Here is a 16,485-nt window from a genome sequence, read left to right as displayed (position 1 = left end):
ACCGCCGCCCTTGATGCTTGGCACCCGAAACTGATCAACCCGTGTGCAATGAGCGCTCTTTTGGCTCAATCGCCCCGGACGGGGCCCTCATTTGCCCCCCAATGGGGGCTGCAGCGGGCCTCTCTGCACCCATCAGGGCGCACTTTGCCCCCGTGGGCGCAGGCCAAGCCTGCCAGCCAGCACCACATTGGCCAGTGCAAAGGGCGTGTGCAGGTGGTGCGTGTTCTTGAGCAGGCCGCGATAGCGGGTCTTGCGGATGTCCAAACAGATCCTCGATCACGTGAAACGCATGCTCACCCTTGGCCGGATGCGGGCCTTGGTCTGTTCGAGCCGGTCAAGGACGACCCCCAGAGGGCTGTCTTTGGTCAGTCTGCGTCTCTTGCCCGGCATCATGGCCACATGCCAGCACACATTCGGGTGTTGGCGCTGGACCTCTTCACGCTTGTCCACGCCCCGATCGCCCGCATCGGCAAAGACATCCGACTCCTAGCCATGCAGCAGGGCATGCGCCTGGGTCACATCATTGATGTTGGCCGCCGTACCCATTACCGTGTGCACCAGGCCCGACTTCGCATCCGCCCCGACGTGGGCCTTCATCCCGAAGTGACACTGGTTGCCCTTCTTGGTTTGGTGCATCTCGGGGTCGCGCTCACCCGTGTGGTTCTTGGTGGAGCTGGGCGCGGCAATGAGCATGGCGTCCACGATGGTGCCCTGGCGCATCAACAAACAGGCCGCGCTCGGCCAGGTGCGCGTTGATGGCGCTCGCTGTGCATCCGGAAGCCGGTCACGAACATCACCTGACGACGCTGTGGCGGGTTCTGCGCGACGCGGCCCGTTGGCGGGCGCTGGTGCTGATGGTGGCGGGTTAGGCGAGAGCAGAAACACAGCGCGATGATGAAACTCGAACGACTCCAGCCCCATACGATCGTGCGCGGCATCGTCCCCGACGCGCTGGTCACCGTGGTCAGCGTGCAGTGGTTCGGTTCCGAAGCGCTGGAGCTGACCTATAAAACCGCCGACGGGCGGGTGGCCAACCAGCTCGTCTATCGCGACAGCGAACCCTCGTTGGAACTCGTCGAACAAGGCCGCCCGTGGAGTTTCGATGGCGATGGCGCGCTCTTCCGTTTGGTCTCCGAAGCCCAGCGCATCCGGCTGGCGCATCTCTTCGACCCGGTGCTCGCCGTTCATACCTCCATCGTCGAGCCGCTGCCGCACCAGATTACGGCCGTCTATGAGGCGATGCTGCCGCGTCAGCCCTTGCGCTTTCTGCTCGCCGATGACCCCGGCGCCGGCAAGACCATCATGGCCGGTCTGCTCATCAAGGAACTGGTCGCGCGCGGCGACTTGCAGCGTTGCCTGATCGTCTGCCCAGGTAGTCTGGCCGAGCAATGGCAGGACGAGCTCTACCGGCGCTTTCACCTGCCCTTCGAGATCCTCACCAACGACAAGCTCGAAGCAGCGCGCACCGGCAACTGGTTCATGGAGACCAACCTGGTCATCGCCCGGCTCGACAAGCTCGCGCGCGATGAAGACGTGCAGCGGAAACTGCAAGCGCCCGAGTGCCGCTGGGACCTCGTGGTTTGCGACGAAGCGCACAAAATGTCGGCTGCGTATTTCGGCGGCGAGATCAAATACACCAAGCGCTATCGGCTGGGCCAACTGCTTGGCGGCCTCACGCGCCACCTCTTGCTGATGACGGCCACCCCGCACAACGGCAAAGAGGCCGACTTCCAGCTCTTCATGGCTCTGCTCGATGGCGACCGCTTCGAGGGCAAATACCGCGACGGCGTGCACTCCGCCGATGTGTCGGATCTCATGCGGCGCATGGTTAAGGAAGACCTGCGCAAGTCCGACGGCACGCCGCTGTTTCCCCCGCGCCTCGCCTATACCGTGCCCTACCGCCTCTCGCCGCAAGAGGCGGCGCTCTACACGGCCGTCACCGAATACGTGCGCAACGAGTTCAACCGCGCCGAAGCGCTGGAGAACGACAAGCGCGCCGGCACCGTGGGGTTTGCGCTGACCATCCTGCAACGGCGTCTAGCCTCGTCTTCGGAAGCGATCTACCAGTCCTTGCGCCGACGCCGCGAGAGGCTGGAGTCGCGTCTTGGCGAACTCGAAATCCTGCAACGCGCGGGGCAAGCGTCACCGACACTGCCGGCAGTTGCCGAGCTCAGCGCCGAAGACATCGACGACCTTGAAGACGCCCCGGACAACGAAGTCGAGGCCTTCGAAAAAGAAATCCTCGACCAGGCCACCGCCGCGCGCACTATCCCGGAACTGCGCATCGAGATTGATATGCTCCGAACACTCGAAGCCCAGGCGCTCGCCGTGCGTCGCAGCGGCAGCGATACCAAGTGGACGGAACTGGCCAGCCTGCTGGGGGAAATCTTCACACCGGCGGCCTTGGCCTCAGGGCTGCGCGCCGAGGAACCCGCCGCGCCCTACGGATCGGACCCAATCCCGCCGCCCAAGCCTTCGCCGCACCAAAAGCTCGTCATCTTCACCGAACACCGCGACACGCTCCACTATTTGCAAGACCGCATCAGCCGCTTCCTGGGCCGGGAGGAAGCCGTGGTCGTCATCCACGGCGGCACCGGCCGCGAAGAGCGCCTCAAGGCGCAGGAATCGTTCCAGCACGACCCACAGGTCAAGGTACTGCTGGCCACCGATGCCGCCGGCGAGGGCATCAACCTGCAGCGCGCGCACCTCATGGTCAACTACGACCTGCCGTGGAACCCCAACCGGCTCGAACAACGCTTCGGGCGTATCCACCGCATCGGCCAGACCGAAATCTGCTACCTGTGGAACCTGGTGGCCGAGGACACGCGCGAGGGCGACGTCTATCGGCGCCTGCTGGAGAAGCTCGACGAAGCGCGCCGTGCGCTGGGCGGCCGGGTGTTCGATGTGCTGGGCAAGCTGCAGTTCGAGGGCCGGCCGCTGCGCGAGCTGATGATCGAAGCCATCCGTCATGGCGAGCGGCCCGAGGTCAAAGCGTATCTCACCACCGTGCTCGATACGGCGCTGGACAAGACCCACCTGCAATCCCTGCTCGACGAGCGCCAACTGGTGCATGACAGCATGGACGCCAGCCGCGTGCAGCGCATCCGCGAAGACATGGAGCGCGCCGAGGCGCGGCGCCTGCAGCCGCACTACATCGAATCCTTCTTTCTCGAAGCCTTCAAGCAACTCGGCGGCAGTTCCAAGCAACGCGAGCCACGCCGTTACGAAATCACCCACGTGCCGGCATTGGTACGCAACCGCGACCGCCTCATCGGCGCGGGCGATCCGGTGCTCGCGCGTTATGAGCGCATCGTCTTCGAAAAGGATCTGATCGCGCCCCCGGGCCAGCCGCTCGCCGCGTTCGTCTGCCCCGGCCACCCGCTGCTCGACGCGGTGCTGGACTTGACGCTCGAGCGCCAGCGCGACCTGATGAAGCGGGGCACGGTGCTGGTGGACGAGCGCGATTCCGGCACGAGCCCGCGCGTGCTCTTCTTCCTCGAGCACGCCATTCAGGATGCGAGCCTCACCGCGGCCGGCGAGCGGCGCACCATCTCGCGCCGCATGCTCTACGTCGAGATGGACGCCGACGGTCGCATGCGGCGCCTCAACTACGCACCCTACCTCGACTACCGCCCGCTGGCGGCCAGCGAACCCGACGCCGCGACCCTGCTGGCCCGACCCGAGATGGCGTGGATCACGCGCGAGCTGGAAGCCCGTGCACAGAGCCATGCCATCGCCAGCGTCGTTCCCGAGCACGTGCGCGAAGTGCGCGAACGGCGCCTGGCATGGATCGAAAAGACGCGCACGGCGGTCAAGGACCGCCTCACCAAGGAGATCGCCTACTGGGACCACCGCGCCGAAGCGCTCAGGCTCCAGGAACAGGCGGGCAAGGCCGGCGCGCGGCTCAACTCGCAGGAGGCACGCCGCCGGGCCGATGAACTGCAGTCGCGTCTCGAGCGGCGACTCGCCGAACTGGACCGCGAGGCCCAGGTCTCGGCGCTGCCGCCGGTGGTGGTGGGCGGGGTCGTCGTCGTGCCGATGGGTCTGCTCGCCAAAGCGGCCGGGCGTGCCGCGCCGGCTCGCGCCGTGCCCACCGATACGCAGGCCGCCGCCGCCCGGGCGCGCGCGATCGTCATGGACGTCGAACGGCGGCTGGGATTTGAACCCGTGGACCGGGAGTTCGACAAGCTTGGCTACGACATCGAAAGCCGCGTGCCCGGCACGGGCCGCCTGCGCTTCATCGAAGTGAAAGGCCGGGTATCCGGCGCACCCACCATCACGGTGACCCGCAACGAAATCCTCTACTCACTGAACAAACCCGAGGACTTCATCCTCGCCATCGTCGAATTTCTCGACGACAAGAATCACAAGGTGCACTACGTGCGCCAGCCGTTCAACCGCGAGCCGGATTTCGGGGTTACGAGTGTGAACTACGACTTTGCCGAGTTGCTGGCCCGTGCGGAGGCGCCGCGCTAGCCCGGCCGCGCAGCTCGGAAGTTTGATCGCCGTCGCGGCTTCAGAGTAGATTTCACGGTCATGACCCCCAACGATCTGCTCCGCCGCCCGCAGGGCAAGCCCCCCGAATGCGAGCGCGGCCTGGTGCGTGAAATCGGCACCGGCCCGCGCGATCCGCGACGCCGTTACTACCTGGCCAAGACCCCATGACCCCCAAGAAAAAACTCATCGAAGTCGCCCTGCCGCTCGAAGCCATCAACCAGGCCGCCGCGCGCGAGAAGTCGATCCGCCACGGCCACCCGAGCACCTTGCACTTGTGGTGGGCGCGCCGCCCGCTGGCCGCGGCGCGGGCGGTGATCTTCGCGCAGATGGTCGATGACCCGTCGAGCCTCCCCGACCTCTTTCCGACCGAGCGCGAGCAGCAAAAGGAGCGCCAGCGGCTGTTCCGCATCATCGAGGACCTGGTGCAGTGGGAGAACACCACGAACGAGCAGGTGATCGAGCGCGCGCGGGCCGAGATCTGGCAGAGCTGGCGCCGCGCCTGCGCCGAGCATGCGGACCATCCGCGGGCGAAAGAACTGTTCGACCGCCACAAGCTGCCCGCCTTCCACGACCCCTTCGCCGGTGGCGGGGCGCTGCCGCTGGAGGCGCAGCGGCTCGGGCTCGAAGCCTACGCCAGCGACCTGAACCCGGTGGCGGTGCTGATCAACAAGGCGATGATCGAGATCCCGCCGAAGTTCGCGGGCCGACCGCCGGTCAATCCAGAAAGTAGGACTCAGGATTTAGGACCTAGGACTGAGGATTTAGGATATAGCAGGGGACGAGATGGGGCTGCACTATCGAGAACTGATGGTTTGGCAAAAGGCGATGGACCTTGCGAAAGAAGTTTATCGCCTGGCCCCGAATTTGCCGAAGGAAGAGACCTACGGAATGCGCTCGCAGATCACGCGGGCGGCCACGTCGGTCCCGGCGAACATCGCGGAAGGATGGACTCGGGAGACAGAGAAGGATCGGGCGCACTTCTTGGCGATCGCCCAAGGCTCCCTGGCGGAGACCGAGACGCTTCTGACGCTCTGCGAGGAACTTGGCTGGTTTCCAGTGGACAAGACGCAGACCCTCAGAGGGTTGATGAACGAGACGGGGAAGATTCTGAGCACTCTTCGCAAGAAGATGCGCGACCCCCGCTAAGTCCTAAGTCCTCGCTAAGTCCTAAGTCCTACACGCTATTCGCTCGCGAGTGGAAAGGCGCGCAGGGGCTGGCCGAGGACGTGCGCCACTACGGCCAGTGGATGCGCGACGAGGCCGAGCGCCGCATCGGCCACCTCTACCCCAAAATCGAGGTGACGCCAGAGATGGCCGCCGACCGCCCGGATCTCAAACCGCTGGTCGGCCAGCAGCTCACCGTGATCGCCTGGCTGTGGGCGCGCACGGTGAGAAGCCCCAACCCCGCCTTCGCCCACGTGGAGGTGCCTCTCGCCTCGACCTTCATGCTCTCCACCAAGGCCGGCAAGGAGGCCTACGTCGAGCCGGTGATCGAAGGCGGCGGCTATCGCTTCACCGTGAAGGTGGGCAAGCCCAAGGATGCCGAGGCGGCGAAGAACGGCACCAAGCTCGCTCGCGGCGCGAACTTCCGCTGCCTGATGTCGGGCACGCCGATCGCGGGCGATTACATCAAGGCCGAGGGCCGGGCCGGACGCATGGGCGCGCGGCTGATGGCGATCGTCGCCGAGGGTGAGCGCGGGCGGGTGTATCTCGCGCCGACGCCGGAGCACGAGGCGGCGGCGCGGCAGGCGAAGCCGGAGTGGAGGCCGGAGGGCGACGTGCCTGCGAGACTCACGGGTGGGACCTGCGTGCCCTACGGCCTGAGGACCTGGAGCGACCTCTTCACCCCCCGCCAGCTCGTGGCGCTGACTACGTTCTCGGACCTGGTGGGCGAGGCGATGGCGCGGGTCCAGCGCGACGCCATCGCCGCGGGGCTCCCCGACGACGGCCAGCCGCTTCGCGACGGCGGCACCGGCGCCACGGCGTATGCGGAGGCGGTGGGGGTGTATTTGGGCATCGCTTTGAGCAGGCTGACTGACATCTGCAACGCACTCTGCCGATGGGAAGTGACCAAGACTCAGGTCCGCAACCTGTTCGGACGTCAGGCCATTCCGATGCTTTGGGACTTCGCCGAAAACAACGTCTTCGGCGAGGCTGCTGGCGACTACATGGTGAGCCTCGGCAACATGGTGAAGGCACTCGAACAAGTGCCTGCCCATGATCACGGTTCCGCACGTCAAGGCAATGCTCAGACGCAGACAGTCAGCGTCGGCAAGGTCGTCTCCACCGACCCGCCCTACTACGACAACATCGGCTACGCCGACCTCTCGGACTTCTTCTACGTCTGGTTGCGCCGCTCGCTGCGGCCGGTCTTCCCTGACCTCTTCGCCACGCTGGCCGTGCCCAAGGCCGAGGAGTTGGTCGCCACGCCCTATCGGCACGGCAGCAAGGAGAAGGCCGAGGCCTTCTTCCTCGACGGCATGACGCAGGCGATGCACCGCCTGGCCGAGCAGACGCACCCGGCCTTTCCGGTCACCATCTACTACGCCTTCAAACAGCAAGAAGTGAGGGAAGAGAAGCGAGAAAAGAGTAATGCGCTCGATCCCGAATCTCACTCCTCACTCCTCTCCCCTCACGCCTCGACCGGCTGGGAGACCTTTCTCGACGCGGTGATCCGCTCCGGCTTCGCCATCAGCGGCACCTGGCCGATGCGCACGGAGCTCGGCAACCGCATGATCGGCTCCGGCACCAACGCCCTCGCCTCCAGCATCGTCCTGGTCTGCCGCCCGCGGCCTGTGAACGCCCCCACCGCCACGCGCCGCGAGTTCGTGCAGGCCCTCAAAGCCGAGCTGCCGCCGGCGCTGGCCGAGCTGCAGAAGGCCAACATCGCACCCGTGGATCTCGCCCAGGCGGCGATCGGCCCCGGCATGGCGGTCTACACCCGCTACGCGAAGGTGCTCGACGCCGAAGGGCGGCCACTGTCGGTGCGCGAGGCGCTCGCGCTCATCAACGCCACGCTCGACGAGGCGCTGGCAAGCCAAGAGGGCGACTTCGACGCCGACAGCCGCTGGGCGCTGGCGTGGTTCGAGCAGCACGGCTTTGCCGAGGGCGAGTTCGGCGTGGCCGAGACGCTCTCCAAGGCCAAGAACACCAGCGTGGCCGGCATGGTCGAGGCCGGCATCGTGGCCTCGGCCAGCGGCAAGGTGCGGCTGCTCAGGCCCGCCGAACTCCCCGCCGCCTGGAACCCAAACACCGACACGCGCCTCACGGTCTGGGAGATGGTGCATCACCTGATCCGCGTGCTCGAAGCGGGGGGCGAGGCCGCCGCTGCCTCCCTCGTCGCGAAGCTCGGCGCCAAGGCCGAAGTCGCGCGCGAACTCGCCTACCGCCTCTACACCCTCAGCGAGCGCAAGAAGCGCGCCGCCGAGGCGCTGTCATACAATGCGCTGGTGCAGAGTTGGCCGGAGATCGTGCGGCTGGCGCGGGAAGCGCCGCGTGCGGCGGCTGGCACGGATGATTTGTTTGCATGAGGAACGCCACCATGAACCTGATTCAAGAAGCCTTGAGCTGTCTTGCTCCGGCAGTGCCGGCCGGCACGCGGATGATCGTGTTCGGTTCGCAGGCCCGCGGCGATGCGCGCGAGGACAGCGACCTCGACTTGCTGGTGGTGGAGCCGGTGGTGGCCGACCGCTTCGCGGAAATGGTTCGGCTCACCACACTGCTCGGCCAACGCCTGATTCCCGCCGATGTGTTGGTGATGAGTCGCGCCGCCTTCGAGCAACAGGAACCCGTGGTCAATTCGCTGGCTTGGCGCGCCGCGCAGGAGGGGGTGACCTTTGAACTCCCCGCTTGAACTTGCACAGGGTTTGCTGTCGCGCGCCCGCGACGATGCATTCGTGGTGCGTCGCCTGATGGCGGATGCGGCCGTGCCCGCCTGGGTGCTCGGCTTTCACGCCCAGCAGGCGGTGGAAAAGGCGCTCAAGGCGGTGTTGTCGGCGACCGGTGTTGCCTATCCGCGCACCCATAACCTGGTAATGTTGGTGGAGCTGTTGCGCGCAACGTGCGCGCTGCCGCCTGATGCCGACGAGTTTGGACGGTTGACGCCCTTCGGCGTGGTGATGCGTTACGAGGACGTGGCCGTCGATACGCCGCCGCTGGATGCGACGTGGCTGGATGCCATCGTGTCGCGGACGATCGAGTGGGCACAACGATTCCTGACGGAGAACGAGGGCTGAGATGGCGATCACCAATCACGAACGCGTCGGCAAGGCGCTTGATCTTCTGAAAACCGGCCTCGGGCCGTTTGTCGGGCGCGAGATCAAGGTGGCCATTGCCGCCAACAGCATATCGATGGAAAAGGTGCGCAGCTTTGCGGAAGACCCGATCCTGGGCAAGAAACCCATTGAGGAATGGGATGCCGCCGGCCTGCTCAAGCTGATGTGGGAAACCTGGAACGACGTGTTCAGGAAGACGCTGGGCTTTTCCGAACGTAGCCTGGTGTCGGAAATCCGCGACTGGCGCAACAAGTGGGCACACCAGCAGCCGTTCTCCAGTGACGATGTCTATCGGATGTTGGACTCCGTCGAGCGCCTGCTGACGGCGGTGTCCGCCCCGCAGGCCGACGAGGTCGAGAAGGTCAAGATGGAGTTGCTGCGCGTCCGGTTCGACGAACAGGCACGCGGTGAAAAGCGCAAGTCGTCGAGCATCGCGCTCGAAAGCGGCGTGACGGGCAGCCTGAAGCCCTGGCGCGAAGTGGTGATGCCGCACGACGATGTGGCCAGCGGCCGTTACCAGCAGGCCGAATTTGCCGCCGATCTGTGGCAGGTGCATCTGGGTGAAGGAACACCGGAATACCGCGACCCGGTGGAGTTCTTCCGCCGCACCTACCTGACCGAAAGCCTGAAGAACCTGTTGACCAAGGCGGTGCAGCGCCTGACCACGGGTGGCGGCGACCCCGTGGTGCAGTTGCAGACCAACTTCGGCGGCGGCAAGACGCACTCGATGCTGGCGCTTTATCACCTCTTTTCCGGCATCAAGCCGACTGAACTGGCGGGCGTGGATGCCATCCTGTCGGCGGCAGGGACGGCGACCGTACCGACGGTGCGGCGCGTGGTGCTGGTCGGCAACAAGATCTCGCCCGGCAACCCGTCGGTCAAGGCCGATGGCACGGTGGTACGCACACTGTGGGGGGAACTCGCGTATCAGCTCGGCGGCCGGCAGGCATATGCCCGCGTGGCGGCGGACGACGAGCGCGCCACCAGCCCGGGCGACGTGTTGCGCGCGCTCTTCAACGACTATGGGCCGTGCCTGATCCTGATCGACGAATGGGTGGCCTACGCACGGCAACTGCACGATTCGAGCGACCTGCCGGCGGGCAGCTTCGAGACGCAATTCAGCTTTGCCCAGGCGCTCACCGAATCGGCCAAGCTGGCGAAAAATTGCCTGCTCGTCATCAGCTTGCCCGCTTCCGACACTTCGGGTTCTCCGCACACGCAGGCAGACGACGTGGAAGTCGGCGGCACGCGCGGCCGCGAGGCGCTCGATCGCCTGCGCAATGTGGTGGGCCGGGTGGAGTCGTCCTGGCGCCCGGCGAGCGCCGAAGAGGGGTTCGAGATCGTGCGCCGCCGGCTGTTCCAGCCGATGACCGATCCGGACCAGTTCAAGCAGCGTGACGTGGTGGCGCGCGCCTTCGCCGATTTCTATCGCGCCAACCAGGCCGAGTTTCCGTCTGACACGCGCGATGCCGACTACGAGCAGCGCATCAAGGCGGCCTATCCGATCCATCCGGAAATCTTCGACCGGCTCTACACCGACTGGAGCACGCTGGTGAAATTCCAGCGCACGCGCGGCGTGTTGCGCTTGATGGCGGCGGTCATCCACAGCCTGTGGGAGCGCGGCGACCGCCATCCGCTGATCCTGCCGGCGTTCATTCCCATCGACGATGCACGCGTGCAGTCGGAGTTGACGCGCTATCTGCCGGACCACTGGACGCCGGTGATCGAAAAGGATGTCGATGGGCCGAATTCGCTGCCCATGAAACTCGACAGCGAATTGCCCAACCTGGGCAAATACTCGGCCTGCCGGCGTGTGGCGCGGGCGATCTATCTGGGCTCGGCACCGACGACGGCCGCGGCACACAAGGGCATCGACGATCGCCGCATCAAGCTGGGGTGCGTGTTACCCGGCGAAGCACCGGCGGTGTTTGGCGATGCGTTGCGGCGTCTGGCCAGCACAGCGACTTACCTGTACAGCGACGGGCCGCATTACTGGTACTCGACGCAGCCCACCGTGACCAAGCTCGCCGAGGACCGCGCCGAGCAGTTGAAGCGCGACCCCGACAAGGTGCATGCGGAACTCGATGCCCGCGTGCGCGCAGACCTGAAGAAGCCGGGCGACTTCCCGCGCGTGCATCCGCTGCCGCGCACGGGCGCGGACGTGCCGGACGAGCTCGATGCGCGGCTGGTCGTGCTGCCGCCCGAGCATCCGTACGGCAAGGAAGAGGGCAACGCGGCACAGCTTGCTGCGCAGGCGATCCTCGAATCGCGCGGCAACACGCCGCGCCTTTATCGCAACACGCTGGTGTTCCTCGCAGCTGATAAGGTGCGGCTGCAGGACCTGGACGAGGCGGTGCGCCGGTATCTGGCATGGCAGTCGATCCTCGAAGAAAAGGAAGCGCTGAACCTCGACCCGCACCAGGTCAGGCAGGCCGAAACGCAGAAGCAGGCCGCCGATGCGGCCGTCACCGCGCGTCTGCCGGAGACCTACCAGTGGGTGCTGGTGCCGGAGCAGAAGACGCCGCAGGCCGCGGTCGAGTGGCATGCGCTGCGGCTCACCGCCGCCGATGCGCTTGCCGTCCGCGCCAGCAAGAAGCTGCGCAGCGAAGACCTGCTCATCACCAGCCTGGGTTCCACGATCCTGCGCAAGCATCTGGACGAGGTGCCGCTGTGGGGCGGTGACCACGTGGCCATTCGACAACTCGTCGAGGACTTCGCGCGCTACCTCTATCTGCCCAGGCTGACCGGGCCGGAGGTGCTGGCGCAGGCGATGCGCGACGGCGTGGCGCTGCTGACCTGGCAGTCCGACACGTTCGCCTATGCCGAGAGCTTCGACGAGGCCGGCGGACGGTATCGCGGCCTGCGCGGCGGGCAGGTCGTCGCGCTGGGCGCCGAGGACACGGGACTGATCGTCAAGCCGGAGGTCGCGCGCCGCCAGCTCGAAGCCGAGGTGCCGCCTGCGCCGGGCCTTGGCCCCAAGCCGTCTCCCGACCCAAGCGGAGGCAAGGCAGGCGACTCAGAGCCAACGCCGGTGCCGCGCCGCTTCCACGGCACGGTGTCGCTCGACCCGACACGCGTCGGCCGCGATGCGGGCAAGGTCGCTGAAGAGGTGATCGCGCATCTGTCCGGCCTGGTGGGAGCCAGCGTGACGGTGACGCTCGACATCGAGGCGCGCATCCCCGATGGCGCGCCGGAAAACGTGGTGCGCATCGTCACGGAAAATGCCCGGACGCTGAAGTTTACGAGCCAAGGGTTTGAGAAGGATTTAGTGTGAACATCAGCCCCCAGAACTTCAGGGCCAGGAGATGCCGACAGCGACGCTGGGCGAGCTGCAATTCAAACTGCAACGTTGCGGCGACTGACGGCTTGATTTTGTAAACACCCTCTATAGAGACACCTCAAACATGCCAGATTCAGCCTTCGCGCTCGACGACGACTCGGCCTACCTTCGCTGGCGCGAGCGCAAGCTCGAACAGACACCGACCGACCTCGGGGCACTGATCGTCGAGGTGCGCGACCCGCGCCGACTCAGCGACGCCGAACGGGCGGCCATCCTGGAGCGCTGCCGCCGCGCCAATCTGGCCATCTATATCGGGGCCACGGGCGACGACCCGGACAAGGAGATCCCGCGTGCGCTCGGCGCCAGCCTGGGCCTGCACCGGCTCGATCACAACCCGGGGGCCGACGAGGACGCCATCACCGCCTTGACCGTGCAGACCGACGTCCGGCATCGCGACTATATCCCCTATTCGAACCTCCCCATCTCCTGGCACACCGACGGCTATTACAACGACGCCGCGCACCAGATCCGCGGCCTGGTGTTGCACTGTGTCCATCCGGCCGCAGAGGGTGGGGCCAATGCCCTGCTCGACCACGAGATCATCTATCTCCTGTTGCGCGATCAGAACCCCGAGTTCATCCGCGCCCTGATGCATCCAGGATGCATGATCATCCCGGCCAATCGGAGCCAGGGCGAAGAGATCCGACCCGAGCGGGCTGGTCCGGTGTTTTCGGTGCATCCCGACGGGCGGCTGCACATGCGCTACACCCATCGCACCCGCAACATCCGTTGGCGCGACGATCCAATCACCCGCGCGGCGGTCGCGGCGCTCAGGTCGCTCTTGGATCAGGGGACACCCTGGACCCTAAGCGCGCGGCTTGAATCCGGCTGGGGGCTGGTCTGCAACAACGTCCTGCACACCCGCACTGGCTTTACGGACGGTCCGGTGCCGCGCTTGGTCTATCGGGCGCGCTATTACGATCGTCTCCAGGACACCTGATCCGCCGGACACATGAGAGGCGCGCCCCTGGTCGTGCTCGTCGCGCTGGTTGGGTGCGCGAGTCCGATGAACCCACCGGAGGATCCGACCGAGCGGATCGCGCGCGTGCTGGGGTTTGAGCAACGTCTCGTCGAGGGCGCTGGATTTCAGCATCGGGTGTGGATGCGAGGCAATCCGGTCTTGGCCCGGCGGGTCCACGTCTATCTGGAGGGCGACGGCACGCCCTGGCTCGATCGTCGTCGCGTGGCCGCCGACCCGAGCCCGCGTCGCCCGCTCATGCCGCGACTCATGGCGCGCGATCCAACCCCATCGCTCCTGGTCGGTCGTCCCTGTTATCACGGTCTGGCACATTCTCCCGGTTGCTTGCCCTGGCACTGGACCCATGGACGCTATGGCGAGCCGGTCGTCTTCAGCCTGGCGCGTGCCATCGAACGCGTGCTGCCGCCGCGGGACGATCGCGAGCTGGTCCTGATCGGGCACAGCGGCGGTGGGACGCTGGCGGTGTTGCTCGCGCCACGCCTGAAGGGTGTGACGACCGTGGTCACGCTCGCAGCCAATCTCGATGTAAGCGCCTGGGCCAAACAGCACAGCTACAGCCCGCTGAGCGGATCGCTCGATCCGTGCGAGCTGCCACCGCTTGATCCGTCTATCCGCCAGATCCATCTGCTGGGCGAGCAGGACGCCGAGGTGCCGCCGTGGACCCTGGCGCGCTATCGGATGCGCAATCCACAGGCTCGGTTCGAGGTGGTGGCGGGCGTCGACCATGGGCGCGGTTGGGTGGAACGCTGGCCGGCCTTGCTGGACTCCGCCGGCTCGGTCGATGTCTGTCAGGCTCGTCGGTGTCCTTGAGCCGCCAGGCGGGCGTCAGACCAAGTCCGTTTCGCACGCCGCGAGGATCTGTTGCAGACGTGCCCGGGCCGTCGCGAAATCGAGCGCTCGGATCGACTCGGCGATGGGGGCATAAACCGATTCCCAGGGCGTGCCGGCGAATCCTTCTTGGAGCTCGCGGTTAAGATGCCGGGCACGGCTGTTGTTGGTCGCCAGGAGTGCGTCGAGCGCATTCAGACGCTCAAGGTCCAGGGGGGGCCTGATGGCCGGGATGACGGGGGCCGACTTGGGTGCTGTGGGGCAGGTAGGAGACCCCGGATCCAGTGGGCTGGTGTCCAGCACCTTGCCGGCCCGATCCTGTGACCGCCCGGGGTCGGGGGCTGCGATCTCCAGACGCACCGTAAACCAAAAGGTGCTGCCCCGTCCGGCGACGCTCTCCACACCGATCTCGCCGCCCATCAGGCCAACTAGATGCTTAGAGATGCTCAGCCCTAAGCCAGTGCCGCCATAGCGGCGGCTGGTGGAGGGGTCGGCCTGGTGGAAGGCGTCGAACAGCCGCCCCAACTGTTCCGGCGTTAGACCGACGCCGGTATCCCGGACCGCGACCCTTAGGACCACATCGGTCTCGGTGCGTTGTTGGCACTCGACACGTACCCAGACGCCACCTGCGTGGGTGAACTTGAGCGCATTGCCGACCAGATTGGTGATCACCTGCAGCAGACGCAGCGGATCACCCTGCACCCAGGGCGGCACCTCGGGCGCCAGGGTGAAATCCAGGGTCAGTCCCTGCTGCTCGGCCTGGAGCTCGAACAGGGTGCGCGCGCTGTCTAGCACCTCCTGGGGTTGGAACGGGATCGACTCCAGGGTCATCCGTCCGGCCTCGAGCTTGGAATAGTCCAGGATCGTGTCCAACAGCTTAAGCAGGGTGGTGGCAGCGAGCCGGAGGCGTTGGATGTAATCGCGTTGCTTGGGGCTAAGCGATGTGTCGAGCAGCAGGTTCGAGATCCCGATCACGGCGTTCATGGGGGTGCGGATCTCGTGGCTCATGTTGGCCAGGAATTCGCTTTTGGCCCGATTGGCCGCCTCGGCAGCGGCGCGCGCCTGTTCAAGTTCGCGTTGCTGGCGCTTGCGCTCGGTGACGTCGCGCCCGTTGAGCACCAGACCGCCGACGGCCGGGGTCTGGCTGAGGTTGGTGGCCAGGATCTCGATCTCACGCCAGGTCCCATCGGCATGCCGCATGGACCACTCCGTGACCAGGGTCAGGTCCTGGGTGTCTAAGAGGCGAGCGAGGAAGCGACCGGCCGACACCTGATCCTCCGGGCGGAGGAGGTCGAGGAGCGGGCGCTGCATCAGGGCGCCCGGCGCCTGGCCCAGCACGCGCTGGATGGAATCGTTCGCGAAGCGCACCCGCAGATCCGGGTCGGTCAGCAGGATGAGGTCCGATGAGTGACGCGCGAGCGCGGCGAAGCGGATCTCGCTGGCCTCCAGGGCGCGTTGGGTCTTCAGACGCGCCAGTTCACGCCCAGCGAGGGTCTGACGCAGCATGACCAGGAAGACCATGAGTGCGGCCGTCAGGATCAGGACGTGCAGGGGTCTTTCGCCCTGACCAGGGTCGCCTGCAGGAAGCCAGCCCAGGGCGATCGCGATCAGCACGCCATGGATGGACGCGATCGAGAGATAGGGCAGGAGCCACAGCATCCACTCCGGAGGATCCGAAGCGGTCGGCGCCGGATCGGGGCGGGCCTTGCCTGCGATGGCCTGCACCCGGGCCGCAACCATCAGCATCAATCCAGCGAGATAATAGAGTGCATCCGTGACCCCGCCGACCTGGTAGTCGCCCTGAGCGATGGCGTAGGCATAGCGCAGATCGGCCAGCAGAAAGGCGATCAGTCCGGACATCAACCATCGCATGGACGCGCTCGCGCCCCTGTATCTGGGGCGCACCAGCCAGACCCCCACGCCGACGAGGAGCACGACGTCGCCGACCGGATAGAACAGGGCCAGGAGCCCGACATCCTCGTTTCCAACCAGGGTGCGCAATAGGAAATACCACACCAGTGCAGCGACACCCAGCGTGATCGTGACCAGATCCAGCCAGAACACCAGTCGCTCGCTGCGGGTCTTGAGCGGGCGGGTCAAGGTCAGGATCCCGGCAAGCAGCGGCGGGTAGGAGGCCAGATAGCCCAGATCGGAGACCGACGCGGGAAAGGGATCGATCCCGAGCACGAGCTCCTGGATCGCCCAGGCGAGATCGCCAAGCCAAGAGAGGAAAAAACCCAGGCTCAGCAATCGCCAAGCGCGTCTCGTGACAGGGTCGAGCCAGGGGCTAAAGGCCGTCTGTAGGCTTAGGGTCAGCAGCGAGCCTTGGTTGAGGATAAAAACCAGATTGGTGATCAGGGCCACCTGGTGTTCCTCACCCGAGCCCAGGGAGAGCCAGAGCAGGGTACAGGAGACGAGCGCCAGATTGAATAGCAGCAGCCAGAGGCCAGGGTCAGCGCGGACTCGGTTTGCTGCACCTGCGCGCGCCAACTGGGCGAAAACGGATGTGACCTGGCTCGCCAAGGGGTCCTTCATGTCGCACTCTTTGGCTATGCTGTCGAGCGGCT

9 protein-coding genes and 1 pseudogene are annotated in these 16,485 nt (G+C 66.0%); 8 read left to right on the top strand and 2 right to left on the bottom strand.

Annotated features, from left to right (window positions below; all coding sequences use genetic code 11):
- Nucleotides 1–132 precede the first annotated feature (132 nt).
- Nucleotides 133–726, bottom strand: a pseudogene (locus tag E6P07_RS07070) (IS5 family transposase); the annotation flags it as partial.
- 165 nt (nucleotides 727–891) lie between these two features.
- On the opposite strand from E6P07_RS07070, the gene E6P07_RS07065 reads away from it, so the two are divergent.
- From E6P07_RS07065 to E6P07_RS07025, 8 genes are all read left to right on the top strand, one after another.
- Complete coding sequence (locus E6P07_RS07065; protein WP_153974956.1) at nucleotides 892–4,476, top strand: helicase-related protein; 3,585 nt, start codon at nucleotides 892–894, stop codon at nucleotides 4,474–4,476.
- 60 nt (nucleotides 4,477–4,536) lie between these two features.
- Nucleotides 4,537–4,665, top strand: coding sequence for a hypothetical protein (locus E6P07_RS14015; protein WP_281346812.1), 129 nt, complete (start codon nucleotides 4,537–4,539; stop codon nucleotides 4,663–4,665).
- The gene (locus tag E6P07_RS13910; protein ID WP_246172779.1) at nucleotides 4,662–8,027 is read left to right on the top strand and encodes a DUF1156 domain-containing protein; all 3,366 of its coding nucleotides are present in this window, start codon (nucleotides 4,662–4,664) and stop codon (nucleotides 8,025–8,027) included. Before E6P07_RS14015 ends, E6P07_RS13910 begins: the two co-directional genes overlap by 4 nt.
- Nucleotides 8,028–8,038: 11 nt before the next feature.
- Nucleotides 8,039–8,350, top strand: coding sequence for a nucleotidyltransferase domain-containing protein (locus E6P07_RS07045; protein WP_153974955.1), 312 nt, complete (start codon nucleotides 8,039–8,041; stop codon nucleotides 8,348–8,350).
- Complete coding sequence (locus E6P07_RS07040) at nucleotides 8,334–8,732, top strand: HEPN domain-containing protein (RefSeq protein WP_211363082.1); 399 nt, start codon at nucleotides 8,334–8,336, stop codon at nucleotides 8,730–8,732. Before E6P07_RS07045 ends, E6P07_RS07040 begins: the two co-directional genes overlap by 17 nt.
- A 1-nt stretch (nucleotide 8,733) precedes the next feature.
- The gene (locus tag E6P07_RS07035; protein WP_153974954.1) at nucleotides 8,734–12,045 is read left to right on the top strand and encodes a Swt1 family HEPN domain-containing protein; all 3,312 of its coding nucleotides are present in this window, start codon (nucleotides 8,734–8,736) and stop codon (nucleotides 12,043–12,045) included.
- Between the two features lie 130 nt (nucleotides 12,046–12,175).
- The gene (locus E6P07_RS07030; RefSeq protein WP_153974953.1) at nucleotides 12,176–13,051 is read left to right on the top strand and encodes a TauD/TfdA family dioxygenase; all 876 of its coding nucleotides are present in this window, start codon (nucleotides 12,176–12,178) and stop codon (nucleotides 13,049–13,051) included.
- Nucleotides 13,052–13,117: 66 nt separating this feature from the next.
- Entirely contained in the window at nucleotides 13,118–13,900 is a 783-nt protein-coding gene (locus tag E6P07_RS07025; protein ID WP_153974952.1) for an alpha/beta fold hydrolase, read from the top strand.
- A gap of 15 nt (nucleotides 13,901–13,915) precedes the next feature.
- Here E6P07_RS07025 and E6P07_RS07020 read toward each other — a convergent pair whose 3' ends face one another.
- Entirely contained in the window at nucleotides 13,916–16,453 is a 2,538-nt protein-coding gene (locus tag E6P07_RS07020) for a hybrid sensor histidine kinase/response regulator (RefSeq protein WP_153974951.1), read from the bottom strand.
- Between the last annotated feature and the right edge of the window lie 32 nt (nucleotides 16,454–16,485).

Source organism: Thermochromatium tepidum ATCC 43061, from assembly GCF_009664085.1.
In the GTDB taxonomy this organism is placed as follows: Bacteria; Pseudomonadota; Gammaproteobacteria; order Chromatiales; family Chromatiaceae; genus Thermochromatium; species Thermochromatium tepidum.
The sequence above is the reverse complement of the archived record's forward strand: the minus strand, read 5'-3'. Positions and strand labels throughout refer to the sequence as shown.

Bases quoted from the DNA above. Each gene is read 5' to 3' on its own strand.
- E6P07_RS13910 (WP_246172779.1), top strand. From the start codon at position 4,662: ATGACCCCCAAGAAAAAACTCATCGAAGTCGCCCTGCCGCTCGAAGCC.
- E6P07_RS07045 (WP_153974955.1), top strand. From the start codon at position 8,039: ATGAACCTGATTCAAGAAGCCTTGAGCTGTCTTGCTCCGGCAGTGCCG.
- E6P07_RS07030 (WP_153974953.1), top strand. From the start codon at position 12,176: ATGCCAGATTCAGCCTTCGCGCTCGACGACGACTCGGCCTACCTTCGC.
- E6P07_RS07065 (WP_153974956.1), top strand. From the start codon at position 892: ATGATGAAACTCGAACGACTCCAGCCCCATACGATCGTGCGCGGCATC.
- E6P07_RS07020 (WP_153974951.1), bottom strand. From the start codon at position 16,453: ATGAAGGACCCCTTGGCGAGCCAGGTCACATCCGTTTTCGCCCAGTTG.
- E6P07_RS07025 (WP_153974952.1), top strand. From the start codon at position 13,118: ATGAACCCACCGGAGGATCCGACCGAGCGGATCGCGCGCGTGCTGGGG.
- E6P07_RS07035 (WP_153974954.1), top strand. From the start codon at position 8,734: ATGGCGATCACCAATCACGAACGCGTCGGCAAGGCGCTTGATCTTCTG.
- E6P07_RS14015 (WP_281346812.1), top strand. From the start codon at position 4,537: ATGACCCCCAACGATCTGCTCCGCCGCCCGCAGGGCAAGCCCCCCGAA.